This is a genomic window from Streptomyces showdoensis (genome assembly GCF_039535475.1).
GTDB lineage: Bacteria > Actinomycetota > Actinomycetes > Streptomycetales > Streptomycetaceae > Streptomyces > Streptomyces showdoensis.
Window position 1 is genome coordinate 1 of the sequence record NZ_BAAAXG010000021.1, and the last position, 15,172, is coordinate 15,172.

Genomic DNA, 15,172 nt, shown 5'->3' on the forward strand with positions numbered 1-15,172 from the left:
GTGGAGTTACATGCGGCACGAGGGACCGGAGGTCGACCTGCCGTCCGGCGACGAGCCCGAAGACTTCCTGGGCGGCACGGCTGTACTGCCCAACGGCCGTGCCTGGGGCCTCGACGACGATTCCTGGCTGTTCCTCTGCCAGTTCGCCGACCGGGGCGAGGACGCGAAGGATCCTTTCTTTCTCAACTTTGGCTACGGCAGCGGATTCGTCTTCATCAGCTCCGACCACCGCGAAGGTCGCTTCCTGGGCGACTGCAGCTGACCAGTCCGGCACGGTCAGTGGGCGGACCAGAGGAAGATGCCGGCGACGTGGAGTCCGGCCAGGTAGATGGTCGCGGTCTTGTCGTAGCGGGTGGCGATGCCGCGCCACTGCTTCAGGCGGTTGGTTGGGTAGGCCGTGCGACGAGGTGCCTGCCATGTGCAGGCCCTTTTCCGCACGGCCCCCCTCCGAACCCGCCGTACGAGTTTCCCCGTAACGGGCTCTCCAGTGACCTATTCCGTGACGCTACCGGTTAACTTTCCCGAGTGGATCGTGTCATGGCAACCAGCGCAGACAACCAGAGTCTTGCGCCGTTTCTTCACCATGATCTGATGCCATTCGGTAGGCGGTTCCACCCTGTCAAGGTCAGCGAGTTTTCGGATGTGGTACACCCGCACGTCTTCCGACGTCCCGCATAGCTCGCACTTCCCCTTCAAGAGCCGGGTAATGAGCTCTTCTCTGGGGTGGGGGTTGGCCGCTTGACGGTCCGTTAGGACCGCTGCCTTCTGTCGCGTCAGTGAGATTCCGCCGAATCGTGCGACCAGTGGTTTCCTGCCTGTGCTGCGGAGGACCTTAGCTTCGAAGCATGCGCGCGGCCCATTCGGTGTCTCGATCTTGGCCTTGTAACGGGCCGCCATCTTGGAGACCGTCGAGCCATGCTTCGCTGCCAGTGTCTTGAGCAACGAGGTTTCCATGGCCCAACGCAGCCGATGCAGTCGGCATACGTTGCCGGCCAGGAGGTAGTACTGGACGATGCCCCGGTATTCGGCCCCGTAGACGTTGACGATGGTGTAGTCGTCGTCATTCAAGAGTTGGGGCCGGTGCGCGGGTTTTCCGCGCCTGAGGTATGGGGCTGCCTTGTTTCGGATCACCTTTGCTGGCACACGCAGAGCAATCGAACCGTTGGCCGTCCTGCGGCCTCGGGTTGCCTGCCTGTCGTTGTGTTGCACGGTGATCTCGTATCCGAGGAACGATGCCGCACCTTTACGGGCGTGGGTGATCAGTGTCTTCTCTGGTGATAATTCCAGCTTGAGGTCTTCACGAAGGAATACCGCGAGACGCCGTTTGATCTCCTCGGCCTCGGATCTCGGCCCGATGAACCCTAGAAGGGTGTCATCGGCGTATCGCACATAGCGTAGTCGCCGGAAGCCCGGATCGTTCGGATCCACGCTGGGGATACTGCGCTGCTGCTTGCGAAGTGACCGGACCTCGGCCCGGTCTCCGCGCCTGCGGGCGCGTGCGATCGCATTGACCACCTCCAGGTAGGCAGGGTTTCGCGCCCTGCTTCGCCCTCGGGTGTAGTGCGGAATCAGAACCTTCTCGACAAAGCTGTCCAGTCGGTGCAGGTAGATATTGGACAGCAGCGGAGAGAGTACTCCGCCTTGAGGTGCCCCGCTGAGCGTGGCTCCCCAGGTCCAGTCTTCCATGTACCCGGCCTCAAGCATGTTGCGCACGAGTCGAAGAAACCGGCCATCGTGGATTCTTTCTGCCAGCGTCTCGATGACGATCTGATGGTCGATCGAGCCGAAGTAGTCAGAGATATCCCCTTCGATGAACCAGGTAGTACCCGTCCAGGTATTGCCCACCTCAGTCAAGGCGGTGTGGCAGCCCCGTTTGGGTCGGAACCCGTGGGAGCGGTCGGAGAACTGCGGCTCGAAGTACGCCTCCAGAAGGAGCCGCATCACCTCGCCGACAAGCTTGTCCGACCAGGTTGGCAGCCCAAGCGGCCGGGTCTTCCCATTCTTCTTGGGAATTTTGACTCGCTTGACCGGGCTGAACCGATAGCGCTCGTGACGCATCGCATCGATGATGCGACCGATCTTGCCCAGCGACATGCCGTCCACAGTTTCTTGCGTAACTCCCGGCGTCATCGCTCCCTTGTTGGAGTAGATGCGGCCGTAAGCCACCAGATACAGCTGTTGATTGAACATTTGCCGATACAGCTCACTGCACGGCAGACCACGTCTGCCGCGCTCACGAAGGATGCCTAACACCGTGTCGGCACTCTGCATTTCGCATACCTCCCGGTCTCGTTCGCATCCAGTCACCTGCGCCCCTTCGCCCTGCGAGCGGCTTTCCCGCTCTCCTTGGCAGGTCGTTACTCCTGCGACTACTACGGACACTCCGTCGCCCTAGGGTTCGCACCCCGTAGGCGATCCCACGTTCGTCCTTGTTGTACGTCATAGCGTGACGTAGGCGCCCCACTCATCTCCTTCAATGTCCTCATTGGACATCGCCCCATGTCTCGGAAGGTGTGTCGGCCATGCATCAAAGCCGTCACAGGACATGGCATCGGTTTCAGCAGCCTTTCCGATGGATGCGAACTTTCATCGACTGGAGATTGGGGTTCAGGCAATCCAGCTTTCGCCTTATCACGCGGGCCCCTCAGCGCACCGTCCCTGGCAACTGAGCCCGGTCGCTGATTCTCTGGCATGCTCTGGTCCCCATCACCTTTCGGATCCAGGTGAGCCATCAGGCCCAGGAATATCCCTCCAATTCCTCCCGGCTGAGCCGGGGATACAACAAGGCGCCTCGTGGCGCACATGCACCGCTCGACGGTGTTGCGCTGCTTGTAGGCCTCGCGGTCGAAGGCTGGTGGCCGACCCCCGCGGCTGCCTCGACGCCGGCGGTGGCCCCGCTGGTCCGCAGGGACGGGGATCACCGCTCGGATGCCGCGCTTGCTCAGGTGATCGCGAATCGCGCGTGAGGAGTACGCCTTGTCGGCCAGGACCACATCCGGCCTTGTGCGAGGTCGCCCGTGTCGGCGTGGCACACGCAGGCGGGCCATCACCTTCGCGAAAGCGGGTGCGTCACCGGCCTGTCCGGCCGTGAGGACGAAGGCCATCGGCAGGCAATTTCCGTCAGCAGCGAGGTGAATCTTCGTGGTCAGCCCACCGCGAGACCGGCCGATGGCACGGTCATCTGGCTCGCCAACCGGGGCCCCTTTTTGCGAGCTCCTGCCGCATTCTGGTGAGCGCGCACGATCGTGGAGTCCACCGAGACGGCCCAGTTCAGATTCTCTTCAGCATCGGCCTGGGCCAGCAGCGCGGTAAACACTCGCTCCCAGGTTCCGTCGGCGGCCCACATCCGCAGACGGTTGTAGACACCCCGCCAGTTGCCGTACTTCTCCGGCAGATGGACCCACTGTGATCCGGTCTGGAACTTCCAGGCGATCGCATCGATCACCTCTCGGTGATCCCGCCACCGTCCACCGCGCTTCGGTGCCCGGTCCGGGAGTAGCGGCTCGATCCGCGCCCACTGCGCATCAGTCAACGGCACACCCAGGCCAACGATCGGATGATCCAAACGAAACGCCCTAGTCGACGAGGTCCTTGGCGGGGTGGTGCCGGTCGCCGCTTGGCGGAAGGCCGCCACCGATCCAGACCCCGAGGCACGGCAGGAGTCGTATACGCCTTCGACGCCGCCGCCGATGTCATCGCCTCCGTCGGCCGCGACCCGAACCCCGGCGGTCGTCGCCGGCGCCAGCGTGTGCGGACCGCACACCTGGCATCCGACGCGTCCGGCTGGCGGCCACCGGCCACACGGACGTGCGGCCTGAGGGGCTCGCGGATTTCCTGGACGCCCCCGAGGTCTGGGCGGTCACGATGTCCGCGGCCCGCGCTGACCGTACGGCGTGATGGGCCCGACGTCCTGTGAGCTCGTGCAGACCTCCACGCGGGGCAGCGGCCCCCTGCGCGGAGGTTTGTCGTACTGGGGGGACACAATCGGCGCATGTCTGAGAACTTTTTCGACCTGGGAACCGTCGATGCACCATCTGGTGTGCTGGTGCTTGGCATGGCCGGGGGCATCGATCAGTGGCGAAAGCTGGGCCGGCCCCTCTCCGAGCGCGCCAGGACAGCTGCGGCCGGCGGAGGGGGTCACCTTCGTGACGGGTTGTCTGAGGCGGTCGCACTCCCGGCAGCAGAGGATCGTCCTTTGAAGGTGCGGGCGGTGACCTCCCCGTCTCCGTTCGACGAGGAGCCGACGATCGCGACTCTGGAGGTCGGTCTCGGTCTGCCTTGGCGCGAGACCACGGTCCGGTCGGTCCCGCTTGGGGACCTGCCGGTCGACCGGTGCGGCATGGTGGTGGGCGACGCCGCAGGGCTCGACGCGTGGACGGGCTGGGACGACGAGCCGGCCGACGGGCTTGCCGACGTCTTTTATTGGGGCCTGTACGCAGACGAGGCGCATGCATGCTTCGGTGGTGAGCGGATCGCGCAGTACGGCATCGACGGACCGTACGGGTGGCTGGACCTTCCGGTGGCTGAGGCGGCAGCGCGTGCGGCCGAACTCGATGCCTGGTGCGACCGCGTGCATGGCAAGGGGCTCGTTTCCTCGGTCGAGGAACACACCGACTTGCACCGCTTCCAGCGGGCGGGGTGGCGTCATCCGCTTCGCGTCGGGGCGATTGAGGTCGGCGGTTGTCAGGTGCTCGGCATCGATTGGGACCAGGGCGACCACTCGATCAGGCACAGCGGCGAGCGGGCCGCAGGCCAGACTTATCCGGTGACGCTCGCAGCCGACGAGGCGGGAGAGACGGTGATGCGCTGGACCATTCCGCCCTATGACTTCGACGACGAGTAAGTCACTCACCCAGCCCCGCGATCCACGACCACGATTAGCCCCGGCACATGGTGAGACAGGTCTGAGGACCGCAAGCCTCTGACGCAAGCTTCAAGCCGGGGCGGCTGTTGTGCACGGACCAGCCGGGGAGTCGTGCTCAGGGGCGGGATACTGCGCGCCGCGCCGGAGGGCGACGACGCGTCGGCCCGCGCCGTTCTGCAGACGGGTCCCAGCAGGCGTTCGACGCCGTGCCGCTCGTGGCCCGCTCGGCGCGCGGCGTCGGCCTGGGCCCCGCGGCGCAGTCAGCGGGCGTCTGGCTCCGTGCGGGATCGGTGGACAGAAGGGCCAGATCCTGCGCCCTTCGTCCGAGGAGTCGACTCCACAGCTCACCGTTCCGCTGACTGCGGCGAGCGTGGTCAGCACGGTCTTGTTCGGGCTCGACCTGGGTGTGGCTGAGGACGACGACGAAGATCAGGCCGCCCTGGTCAGCCAGGTGGACGCTGAAGCGCTTGCCTGCGTCCTTGACGGCCGTGTCCGACCAGAAGACGAACGGTCTCCTTCACGAAACCCCCGCGGGGGGTGGCTGTACTCCTAGGGCGTGTGTCGGAAGTGCTCTAGGTTGGCTGACGTGACTGAGCGGGGGCGGGGTTATCGATATGTCGGAGCCCTGGACCTTCGTTCTGGTCAAGGACCCTGCGTTGCGGCAGAGGATCCGTGCCGCCGCCGAGCAGGAGGAGCAGCTCTCCTACGACGGCCGGCTGGGTGACGAGTGGCTCGCGGCGTTGCGTCCCCTCGGTACGAACGCGGTGAAGAGTCGGTCAGGCTGATCCGAGGCGTCCGGAACGCCAGTACCAGGTCAGGCGATCCTGTGTGCACCCGATCAAGGAGGCCGGCGAAAGCCTCGCCGTCGGCATCTTGGTCATGGGTGACCCCATGACCAAGATGGATGAGCATGACCAGGAGCCGGTCGATGAACACCAGCCGTTACTTCTCGCCGGCACCCACAGCACGCCGCCGCGGCCGGGAGGCCAGCTGTGCCTGGTCACGTTCATGCCATAACGGGCTGAGGTCCGCGTCGAGTTCAGCTTTCACGTCGGCTGACGAGCCCGTGATCCTACGGTTGCTGACGACCCTGCACGAGTCACGGTTCCGACCGGCTCACCATGATCGACCACTCGTGGCTCGACGTCTCGCCGCTTACCGTGCACGAGCTCGTCAGTTGCCGGGGAATACCGTGCCGAGGGGCTTCCAGCCGTTCGGGCCCGAGGTGTCGCCGCCGTCGAAGAGCCAGGCGGAGACGGAGCCCGCAGGGCCGGCCAGGAGGTAGTCGGCGTGGCTGTCGCCGTCGAAGTCGGCCAGTTCAACCCGGTTGTGGTCGGTGGTCACCCCGGTCGCCGTCCGGTCCAGGAACCGCCAGCCGCCGTGGCCGTCGCCGCCCCGGTTGAGATAGGTGATGACAGACCCATCGGGTGCGACGGCCCAGTAGTCGGCGCGGCCGTCGCCGTCGTGGTCGGCGAGGCGGACCCGGGTGCGGTCCTGGGTCGTGCCGGAGGCCACCTGGCCCAGGGGACGCCAGCCGGTGTTGCCCGTGGCGTCGCCGCCCCGGTTGAGCCAGGCGTTCACCGCGCCGTTGTCGGCGACGGTGAGGTAGTCCGCCCGGCCGTCGCCGTCGAAGTCCGCGAGCCGGACCTGCTCGGGCCTGGTGGTGGTGCCCGTGGCCACCGTGCCGATGCCCTGCCAGCCGCTCGCGCCCACGACGTCACCGCCGTGGTTCAGCCAGACGCGCACCGAACCGTCGGCCTGGATCACCCAGTAGTCGGCGCGGCCGTCGCCGTCGAAGTCGGCGAGCCGGACCCGGGTACGGTCGTTCGTGGTGCCGGTGGCGACCGCGCCGAGCGCCTGCCAGCCGACGCCCGGCGTGCCACCCCGGTTCAGCCAGGCGCGCACCTCGCCGTTGTCCGCGATGACGAGCCGGTCGGTGCGGCTGTCGCCGTCGAAGTCGGCCCAGCGGACGGAACCGGTGCCGCCCGCCTCGTTCCCGGCCCGCGGGGCCTTGGCCCGGACGACCCACCCGTCGGTGAACGCCTGCTCCAGGGCACCGTCGTACACCCGGGCCATCTTCCGGTACCCGGCGTCGTTGGGGTGTATACCGTCCGGGAGTTCGGTGGCGACGTCCACGTTCGGCGCATCGACGAAGGTGAACCGTTCCCCGCGAGCACGCCTGTCGAGCTGCTGGTCGCGGATGAGGCCGTTGAACCGGATGGTCTCGTCCGCGACCCCGGTCGTCTCGGTGAACAGGCCCTGGACGATGACGGTCAAGCCGGGCCGGTTGGCGAAGAGCGTGTCGATCAGCTCCGTCATCCGGTCCGCGGCCTTGTCCGGAGGGGGGCGGTCGTTCTTCAGGTCGTTGATCCCGAGGTGGAGCAGGACCACGTCGGGGTCCGCCGCCCGCTGCCACTGCGTGACTCGGGGCAGGATCCCCTCGATGGTCCAGCCGCTGTGCCCCTCGTGGTCGCCGTCCTGGACACCGCCGGACGAGCCCGAGCCGACGAAGTCCGGCGTGAAGTGGGACCGGTCGGCCATCAGCTCCCACAGCGGCGCCCGGTACCCGCCCCCGCTCGAGCTGAGCACGCCCTCGGTGATCGAGTCGCCCAGCGGCATGATCCGTACCAGCGGAGGGGCGGGCGCCGGGGCGGCGACGGCGGGGGCGGTGCCCAGGAGCACGGAACCGAGGGCGACCGAAAGGCCGGCCGCGACAGCGGTGATGCGCTTCATCAGGGTGAGGTGCCTTTGTTGGAAGAGACGGTCCGGCCGGGTGGGCCGCGTCGGCTCGGCCAGACTAGGCCTGTTCCATAAGTGGATCAAGGTCTGCCATGCTGCCGCCCTCACCGCGGACAGCGTGGGGCAGTGCTCAGGCGCCGTCAGCAGGCCTCGCGGCGTCGAAGTCGGCTTCCGCTCGACCCCAACCGCTTCCAGTTCCTAGGTCGACGACGAGAGGTCGACTGCCTCGTGAGCGCCAGCGACGCCATCGCCGCGCACCTCGGCTGCAGGCAGCAGGGATTGGCGGCCTGCTCCAGGACATGCGCACTCTTGCGAGGCTTCTCCGCCCGGCGGGCCCTGAGCCTGGGCGCCCCGGAGCGGGGATCCATGAACAGCTCGTCGTTTTCCGGGTACCCGTCGTCCGCCGTAGCCGCCGCGGACAGGCGCCCGCGCAGCTGGGCCGCCAGGGGAGTTCCGCAGGGAGGGCGGCGGGCCGGGCACGTTGCACGAGATAGCCCTGCGCGCGGCCTCACGCAGCTCACGCCGCTCGGCCTCATGGAGGACGAGGTGCGCCCTCGGGATGCTCCTCCGACGGTCGGGCGCCCACCCGAGGCCGGCAGGGTTGCCCTCCCCGTGCCCGGCTGCTGCCTCCGCCAGCAAGCCTTCCAGCCAGATCCGAGCCGCCCGCGCGCCCTTACCGTGCGCCCCCTCAAGGTGTCTGAATGGGGTGTGTGCCGGCGTGTGAAGCGTTGGCTCGACAACAGGAGGCGCCATGCCCGAGCCTTGGTATGAGGAAGCCGAGAAGGTCAACGAACGTTACCGGGAAGACCATGATCTTCCGGCCCCCGGAGTGAAAGAAGAACTCACGGTAGCCGGGGTGACGCTCTTCGCGGCCCTCGGCGGCCCCGTCGCGCGCAAGATTGTGCGCCAGTCCTTCAAGAAGGCTGTCGACGAGTCCTGACGGTCAGCGGTCACGCAGCAGCCTCCCCGCACTGGTACGGCAGCGGGGAGGCTGCTGAGAGCTGAGAGCTGAGAGCTGAGAGCTGAGAGCTGAGCGCGCCGACTGCGCTCCACACTGGTTTGATGCCGACCGCAGCCGCCCTGATTGGGGGTCCGGACATGGCGTGCGATCTTTTCGGTGGGTCCTCCGGGAGGACCGGCCTGTCTCGTGGACGGACGAGGGTGTGGTTCGCGGTTGCTGGTTGTTCTTAATTGGTCGACACAACTCACGATGATCAACGGTGGGCCGTCCTCATCGCAGACCAGCCTCGCTCAACACGATCGGGCCAGCGTCAGATGGGTTGTCTGCTGTCAGAGGGTGGCGGCACGCAGCATGATCAGGGCGACGGAGGCCATGGTGAGGACTACGGCCGGGGATGCGCCTTTACGGTCGCCGACGCGCAGGTGGAAGGCGACCGCCCCGGCGAAGTAGAGCGTCAGGCCGATCGCGGCGGCGATTCCGGCGGGTCCCCACCACAGTCCGGTGATCACACCGGCCGCGCCCGCGATCTGAGCGCCTATCAGGAAAGCCATCATGCTCTGCGGTACTCCGAGGGTCGCCATCTGCTCGGTGATGTGCCGTGTCCGCAGAGACTTGGCTCCGGCAGATACCAGAAGAAGCGCCGACATGAACACGGTGACGACGGCAAGAGAGACGAACATGGCTGAAACCTCAATCGTGCGAGATGCGAGTAGGGGCTGTGCGCACCTCGACGACGATAGGCAGCCGTCAGGTACCTCCAGGTAACCTTCGGGGCATGAGCCTGCGCCCCGGAGTTGTGTTCCTTGCCGACTGTCCCGCTCTCCTGGCGATGGAGATCATCGCCAGCAAGTGGTCCATGGTCACGCTCTTCGCGCTGACCGACGGCCCGTTGCGCCACGGCGAGCTGGTCGAGCTGAGCGGTGGCATTTCGCGCAAGGTGCTGACCCAGACGTTGCGCCGACTCCAGGCCAACGGACTCGTCGAGCGGCACGCGTACGCTGAGGCGCCGCCGCGCGTGGAGTACGGCCTGACCGATCTCGGGCGAACTCTGGAGGAGCCCATCAGGATGCTCACCGCATGGGCGCGAGAGAACGGCGAGGCGGTCGTCACCTTCCGGGAAGCAGCCGAGGCGGCCAGGGTCAACGAGGCGGATCAGGCGACCCCGGTGCAGTCCCCTCATGCTGATGAGAACCCGAGCCGTTTCTGATCGATACAAGAGGCTGTACCTGTAGACCCTGCCGTCGCTGGAGACTTGGCCATCCCCGTGATCGGGGCCCTCCTGCACGGGGCCAACGTGGACCGTCACCTCAGGATCAAGCCCTTGGTCCTGAGGGGCCTTCCGCAACCGGCGGGCCCCAGAGGGCGCTGCTACCAGTGCGCAGATATTCGGTGTCCGCCCGGCGCGGCGGCACGGCTGAGGCCACCCACGATCGACGACGGGCGGTGGCAACGAAGGGCCGCTCCGCAACAGTGACCAAGAACTACGGCTCGAGTATCGGGCGGCGGAGGAGCAGCTCCACCGCCGCTTTGCGATCCTCTTCTGGACCAGCCCCGGCGGCCGCCTGCTCCTGAAGCTCCGCCGCGGCTTCCTTGTCCAGGACCGTTTGGTTCCTCGGTCAGCGGGGCGACTCGCTTCGGTCAGGGTGGTGAGTCGCCGTCTTACGGGTCGGGGGTGCGGCGGGTCCGGAGAGCTCTTCGGGGTGTGCGGTCTTGCCCCGTCATAGGTTGCCGCACCGAAGAGTGTCGACGGTCGTGTTTACCCGCGGACGGCGGTCGTGGGAGGCGGCTTGGGCTGCGGTGGGAATACCAAGATCGCCGCAGCAGTTGGGGCGCCCATATGGCCCCGACGGGAGGGCCATGACGATAGGGGGAGAGTGGGATGCGGGCAGTTGGGTTCCGGTTCAACGGAGGCGTCGAGGTACTGGAGGAGCTGGAGCTGCCCGAGCCGGTGCCGGCTGCCGGCCAGGTCGCTGTGCGGGTCGCCTTCGCGGGCGTCAATTTCGCCGAGATCCAGCACCGGCGGGGCGAGTTCGGCGCCCCGGACGGGCCTGGTGGAGTGGACGTTCCCGGGTTGGAGGTAGCCGGCACGGTCGCCGCGCTCGGAGCGGGGGTCAGCGGGCTGGTGGTCGGCGAACCGGTTGCGGCGTATCTGCCTGCCTTCGGCGGATACGCCGAGGTGGTGACCGCGGACACGCGGTTCGTCCGGTCGCTGCGCACGGCGGCAGGAGAGGTGGACCCGGCTGAGGCGGCGGGGCTGCCGTGTGTCTTCCCGACGGCCTTTGGTGTGCTCAAGGATGCCGGGCGGCTGCGGGAGGGGGAGGACGTGCTGATCCACTCCGCGGCGGGAGGCGTCGGCTTCGCGGCCGCCCAGCTGGCCCGGGAGTTGGGGGCCGCTCGGGTGTACGGCACGGTCGGCTCGGTGGAGAAGATCCCGTACGGCCTCGAACTCGGCTACGACGGAGTGTTCCTGCGTGACGGCTTCGCGGAGGGGCTGGCCGAGGTGACCGGTGGCCGGGGCGTGGACCTGGTCCTCGATCCCGTCGGCGGGCCGGTTCGGGAGCAGAGCCTGGCCGTCTTGGCGCCGTTCGGCCGCCTGGTGGCCTACGGAGACCTCGGTCGGCACGAGCAGTGGACGGCCTCGGTGTGGGACTTGTGGAAGGGCAATCGGACCATCGCCGGGTTCAACATCGGCGACCTCGCGCGTCGGGCTCCCGAGCGGATCGGCGAGTACCTCGCCGAGGCCCTCCGGCTGCTCGCGGTGGGGCGGATCCGGCCCGGGGTGACGCAGGTCCTGCCGCTGGCCGAGGCGGCGAAGGCACACCAGCTCCTGGAGACGGGCACCGGCCGCGGCAAGGCCCTTCTCTCGCTCGCCTGATCTGGAGTCGACCAGCCCAGCCGGCCGGCGCATTTCCGGTGACGCCTGCTGAACTCTGGTCGCGCGGCGTAGGGTGCCGCCGGTCACCGGACCAGGAGAGGGGAGTTGCGCGACCGTCCACCATCGACGTGGCGCTCCTGGATGACGTCCTGCACGGCACCGTCAACGACAAGGACGGTGCCGACGGCGGGGACGGTGACGGTTTAGGCGGCGAGGGAAAGAATGCGCTTCTGAGGACCTGATCCGCTGATCCGACTCGTTGACCTTTTGGAGCAGGACCGTAAAATCGGAGCGTCGTTTCACCTTTCCGAGCCGGATAGACTCGTAGCACTGAAGGAGGTTGAGGAGATTTTGGGTGCCCTCCGGAAAACGCATAGCGTGGGAAACGTGAAACGCCTGCTGGAGTCCAGCCGGAGTATGGCGACCTTGGTGCGTAAGGCAAAACTGTCAGGCGGCCCCATCGATGAGCTGCATATCAGGCTTGGCATTGCCGTAATCTCATCCGCTCGCCCCATCACCGGCTGGCGATAAACTTCCCAGGATCATCGACGGCCTTGGGGTTGTAGGCGAGATCTGTTATCGCCGGCTCGATCGCTGCGTCATTCTGGCTGCACCTGACAAGAGGCCTTCGAAAGGCTTTCGCGCTTGGCGTGGCTGCCGATTTCGGGAGTAAGATTCGGTGCGCCGGATACGGTCGGTCGGCAACCTGTACCGGATGACCCAACAGGCGTTGCGCGCCTTCGCGACTCTCTGCGTGACCGAAGCCCAAGGTCACTTGGATGCTCTCACCGCCGCTTACGCCGTGCACCGGGCCTCCTGGCAGGCCTGGATCGCCTGATCGATCCGCTACGTGATCTCGGTCCCCTCGCCTCCGGTAGCGTGTCCGGCTCGGGCGGGGGCTTGTCGATGCCAAGGCTGCGGCGTGCAGACGCTGCAGAGGACCGCAGCCGCCTACGGTCCCGATCATGGATTCCGCCTCGCCTGCCGCGGTAGCTGCCCGTACCCCCACCAGCCGTGGCAGAGCGTCGCGCTCGTGGTCCTGGACGGGTGAGCAGCCCTGACGTGGCTGGAGTCGATCAACGCCCGCGACCGGTCCAGCTGCTTCGTCGACCGCAGCCTCGTCAGCGGGACGCATGAAGCCGGTCCCGCGCCCCGGACTCGTTCCGCGCAGCCAGTCGTCGGCAGCGCGTCATACCGGATCTTGAGCCGAGCTCCTGAGGCAGGAACTCCCATTGGAACCCGGTGTGGAGGACGAACAGGGTTCCGCGCAGAGCCTGCCGGTCAGGCACCCGCGGCCGACCCGCCACCAGCTGCGGTGCCGAGCCCGGCAATATCGGCTTGACCAGGAACCACGGTTCATCGGACTCAATCCACCGCCGAGAGTTCCTCTTCGCCACGAACGGATCAGCGGGCATCCAAGCCGACAGTCACGCCATCCACGGCTTCTGTGAGGACCTCTTGACCGGCAGGACCTGAAGAGACGTCTTGGCCGCCGTCGCGGCAGACGTCGCGGACGTCGGGGCGTCGGCGGAACCCGGCTGACTCGTACGTGGCGACGGCGCCGACGTTGGAGCTCGGGGTGCCGACGAGCGCGCTGGACGAGCCGAGTTCCCGGAGCGCGGCCGCCGCGGCGATGGTGATCGCCCTGCCATGGCCGAGGTGGCGATGGGCCCTGTGCACGCCCATCGGCTCGAGCAGGCCGGGTCGGCCGCGGCCCGCCGACCACACAGTCACCGACGCCACGGCGTTGCCCTTGTCGTCGTAGGCCAAGAGGCTCCGCGCGTCGGTGTACGGCGACCCGGCCGTCATAGCCCGCCAGCGTGCGTCCGTGAACGTGGACCCGTCGAAGGCTGCCCGGAGCACGGCGGCGAAACGGTGGGCGTTGCCGGGTGTGACCACCTCGATCCGCAGGCCCGAGTCCTCCACCGGCTCCGTCAGGTCTCGCCGCAGCGATGTCCACGGCTCGCCGCCGTACCAGCCGCGCGCGAGCAGTACATCGCGGATGAGTGCGTCCCCGGGCGCCTCGATCGAGACACTTCCCTCGGGCAGCACGCCTCGCCGTGGGTCGGTCACGTCGTCGTGGATCTGTTGCGCCAGGTCCGGGTCATGCCGAGCGTCCGGGGCCAGCGTGACACGCAACAGCTCGGCCCCATCGAGGAGCCCGACGGCGAGCACTCGCTCGTCCCGGCGCCAGGTGCGCACCGCGTCGGCCGTTGCTTCCGCGCCGGATCTCCAAAACCATCCCAGGTCACCCGGATGCAGCTGCATCGGTGCGCCGTCGTCCTGCCAATCTCGCAGGATGTCCACGACGTCGCCCAGTTCGTCGACGCGGGGCTTGCCACAAACGATCGTCATACGGCCGATGGAACACGACGACCACGTGTGTCCGCATCCGAGTTACTCCGCTGTCGCTCATGGACGTTCTTGGTTCCCCGGGTGAACGAGCAGGCTCTTGGCGATGCTTCGGACGGCGGCGCACGTTCCGCCGACCGGGACCAGGCGAGTTCCGTCCGAGGTTCTGCCCGACCTCGCCGGTAGGCGCCGGCAGCGTGGTGCGCCCCTCTTGTGCCGCCTGTCCCGTTCGCGCCGAACCGCTTTGACTCGTGGCGGGCAGGTCTCCGTCGAGTCGGAAGGCATCCGTGTCGCCCGGGCCGGGGTCGGCCGGTACTCCATGGCCTGTGTCCATGGCCTACGGATTCATGATCGGCCCGCGGGGGCCAGTTCGGGATCCACGGTCACCGTTGGGCGCCGCTCACGCCAGTGCGCAGGGCTTGCGGCAATCGCTGGCGCGGGCCGACCCGCGTCGTGTTCCTGGCAGTGGGCGTTTGGAACGGGGCGCCAAATCTGGGGGTACAGGGCGATGTGCCGGCGCCGGAACGTCTGGTTGGGCTGGGTGCGGCGGTCGTGCGCAGTTCCTGGATTCGTCGAAGTGGATGCGGATGGCGGGGCCGAGGACGCTCGAGCGTCTGCGTGGACGTCGAAGGACCAGCCGCACGGGCAGGCCGCTCCGGTAGCGGTATCCGCTCGCGGCGCGGTGGCCCCGGCTCTCGGCTCTCATGACTTTCCCTCAGGGGAAGCGCCCGTCCTTCCCGACTAGTCGCACTGGTAAACGCCGGTAGTCTGATTCTCTTCAGTCGAACGTACTGAACTTTTCGTGATCAACAGACAGTTGATCGATCCGGCAGCCCTAGGGTTTGAGAGGAGCAGCCCACCCAACCCGCATTGAAAGGGCACGCACATGTCCAAGCGCTCAGCCGTACCCGTCGCCAGTCCGCGTCCATTCATGGAAGTCCGAGTAGGTGGACTTCACCTGACCTTGCAGCACGTCCCCGGCTGGCTCATCGCTCTGATCACCACGGCCAGCGGCGCGGGGCTCATGTGGTGGAAGCAGCAGTAGGTCTGTCCGCCGCGCTTGGATGGAGTGTGGGCCATGGTCATCGCCATCGGCCATCCGCTGGCCCGGCTCAACCCGTAGGCGCAGTCGCACTGGTGGCATGCCGTGGCATAGAACCAGCGGTCCCCGACCACCGAGCATGCGCGCGACCACCGCATACGCCTGACCATGGCGCGTGCGCCCGGTATCGCGTAGGCCGTCTGGTGGGCCGGTTGCGTACCGAGAGAAGGCGAGCCGTCGGCAGCGTCCGTCGGCGGCGAGGTGAATCTTGGTGGTCAGTCCGCCGCAGGAGCGTCCGAGGGCATGGTCAGACTGCTCGCGGGCCGGGGCCCCTTTGAC

The 15,172-nt window shown here is 67.3% G+C and carries 11 protein-coding genes and 4 pseudogenes; 7 read left to right on the plus strand and 8 right to left on the minus strand.

Going from position 1 to position 15,172, the window contains the following annotated elements:
* Positions 1–262 (plus strand): annotated as a pseudogene (locus tag ABD981_RS11205) (hypothetical protein); the annotation flags it as partial.
* A gap of 14 nt (positions 263–276) precedes the next feature.
* Here ABD981_RS11205 and ABD981_RS11210 read toward each other — a convergent pair.
* The 3 genes and pseudogenes from ABD981_RS11210 to ABD981_RS11220 form a co-directional block, all read right to left on the minus strand.
* Positions 277–384, minus strand: a pseudogene (locus ABD981_RS11210) (IS5/IS1182 family transposase); the annotation flags it as partial.
* 108 nt (positions 385–492) lie between these two features.
* Positions 493–2,271 carry a reverse transcriptase/maturase family protein gene (locus tag ABD981_RS11215; protein WP_205628234.1) on the minus strand — a complete coding sequence of 593 codons (1,779 nt, stop codon included), beginning with the start codon at positions 2,269–2,271 and terminating at the stop codon, positions 493–495.
* 533 nt (positions 2,272–2,804) lie between these two features.
* Positions 2,805–3,553 (minus strand): annotated as a pseudogene (locus ABD981_RS11220) (IS5 family transposase); the annotation flags it as partial.
* A gap of 438 nt (positions 3,554–3,991) precedes the next feature.
* Here ABD981_RS11220 and ABD981_RS11225 point away from each other — a divergent pair.
* The 3 genes and pseudogenes from ABD981_RS11225 to ABD981_RS11235 all read left to right on the plus strand — a co-directional run bounded on the left by ABD981_RS11225 (position 3,992) and on the right by ABD981_RS11235 (position 5,881).
* Positions 3,992–4,843: a hypothetical protein gene (locus ABD981_RS11225; protein WP_123954781.1), complete on the plus strand. Its 852-nt coding sequence runs from the start codon at positions 3,992–3,994 to the stop codon at positions 4,841–4,843.
* A 641-nt stretch (positions 4,844–5,484) separates the two neighbouring features.
* Positions 5,485–5,637: pseudogene (locus ABD981_RS11230) on the plus strand (nitroreductase family protein); the annotation flags it as partial.
* 55 nt (positions 5,638–5,692) lie between these two features.
* On the plus strand, positions 5,693–5,881 hold the full coding sequence (locus ABD981_RS11235) for a hypothetical protein (RefSeq protein WP_046909657.1): 189 nt from the start codon (positions 5,693–5,695) through the stop codon (positions 5,879–5,881).
* Between the two features lie 156 nt (positions 5,882–6,037).
* Here the strand turns inward: ABD981_RS11235 and ABD981_RS11240 are convergent, their stop codons facing one another.
* A complete protein-coding gene (locus ABD981_RS11240; protein ID WP_123954780.1) occupies positions 6,038–7,597 on the minus strand; it encodes an FG-GAP-like repeat-containing protein in 1,560 nt (519 codons plus the stop codon).
* A 757-nt stretch (positions 7,598–8,354) separates the two neighbouring features.
* Here ABD981_RS11240 and ABD981_RS11245 point away from each other — a divergent pair.
* Positions 8,355–8,543 carry a hypothetical protein gene (locus tag ABD981_RS11245; protein WP_046909656.1) on the plus strand — a complete coding sequence of 63 codons (189 nt, stop codon included), beginning with the start codon at positions 8,355–8,357 and terminating at the stop codon, positions 8,541–8,543.
* Between the two features lie 350 nt (positions 8,544–8,893).
* Here ABD981_RS11245 and ABD981_RS11250 read toward each other — a convergent pair whose 3' ends face one another.
* Entirely contained in the window at positions 8,894–9,244 is a 351-nt protein-coding gene (locus tag ABD981_RS11250; protein ID WP_046909655.1) for a DoxX family protein, read from the minus strand.
* A 95-nt stretch (positions 9,245–9,339) separates the two neighbouring features.
* Here ABD981_RS11250 and ABD981_RS11255 point away from each other — a divergent pair, with 95 nt between their 5' ends.
* The gene (locus ABD981_RS11255; RefSeq protein WP_046909654.1) at positions 9,340–9,771 is read left to right on the plus strand and encodes a winged helix-turn-helix transcriptional regulator; all 432 of its coding nucleotides are present in this window, start codon (positions 9,340–9,342) and stop codon (positions 9,769–9,771) included.
* A gap of 672 nt (positions 9,772–10,443) precedes the next feature.
* Entirely contained in the window at positions 10,444–11,439 is a 996-nt protein-coding gene (locus ABD981_RS11260) for a quinone oxidoreductase family protein (RefSeq protein ID WP_046909653.1), read from the plus strand.
* 1,121 nt (positions 11,440–12,560) lie between these two features.
* On the opposite strand, the gene ABD981_RS38865 is transcribed toward ABD981_RS11260, so the two are convergent.
* From ABD981_RS38865 to ABD981_RS11270, 3 genes are all read right to left on the minus strand, one after another.
* Entirely contained in the window at positions 12,561–12,854 is a 294-nt protein-coding gene (locus ABD981_RS38865) for a transposase (RefSeq protein ID WP_123954779.1), read from the minus strand.
* Positions 12,844–13,794 (minus strand): GNAT family N-acetyltransferase, encoded by a 951-nt coding sequence (locus ABD981_RS11265; protein ID WP_123954778.1) that lies wholly within the window; start codon positions 13,792–13,794, stop codon positions 12,844–12,846. The genes ABD981_RS38865 and ABD981_RS11265 overlap by 11 nt, the downstream gene beginning before the upstream one ends.
* A gap of 951 nt (positions 13,795–14,745) precedes the next feature.
* Positions 14,746–14,871, minus strand: coding sequence for a hypothetical protein (locus tag ABD981_RS11270; protein ID WP_276205597.1), 126 nt, complete (start codon positions 14,869–14,871; stop codon positions 14,746–14,748).
* Between the last annotated feature and the right edge of the window lie 301 nt (positions 14,872–15,172).

Coding starts and splice junctions, on each gene's coding strand:
- ABD981_RS11215 (WP_205628234.1), bottom strand. CDS start 2,271: ATGCAGAGTGCCGACACGGTGTTAGGCATCCTTCGTGAGCGCGGCAGA.
- ABD981_RS11225 (WP_123954781.1), top strand. CDS start 3,992: ATGTCTGAGAACTTTTTCGACCTGGGAACCGTCGATGCACCATCTGGT.
- ABD981_RS11240 (WP_123954780.1), bottom strand. CDS start 7,597: ATGAAGCGCATCACCGCTGTCGCGGCCGGCCTTTCGGTCGCCCTCGGT.
- ABD981_RS11245 (WP_046909656.1), top strand. CDS start 8,355: ATGCCCGAGCCTTGGTATGAGGAAGCCGAGAAGGTCAACGAACGTTAC.
- ABD981_RS11250 (WP_046909655.1), bottom strand. CDS start 9,244: ATGTTCGTCTCTCTTGCCGTCGTCACCGTGTTCATGTCGGCGCTTCTT.
- ABD981_RS11255 (WP_046909654.1), top strand. CDS start 9,340: ATGAGCCTGCGCCCCGGAGTTGTGTTCCTTGCCGACTGTCCCGCTCTC.
- ABD981_RS11260 (WP_046909653.1), top strand. CDS start 10,444: ATGCGGGCAGTTGGGTTCCGGTTCAACGGAGGCGTCGAGGTACTGGAG.
- ABD981_RS38865 (WP_123954779.1), bottom strand. CDS start 12,854: ATGCCCGCTGATCCGTTCGTGGCGAAGAGGAACTCTCGGCGGTGGATT.
- ABD981_RS11265 (WP_123954778.1), bottom strand. CDS start 13,794: ATGACGATCGTTTGTGGCAAGCCCCGCGTCGACGAACTGGGCGACGTC.
- ABD981_RS11270 (WP_276205597.1), bottom strand. CDS start 14,871: ATGGCCCACACTCCATCCAAGCGCGGCGGACAGACCTACTGCTGCTTC.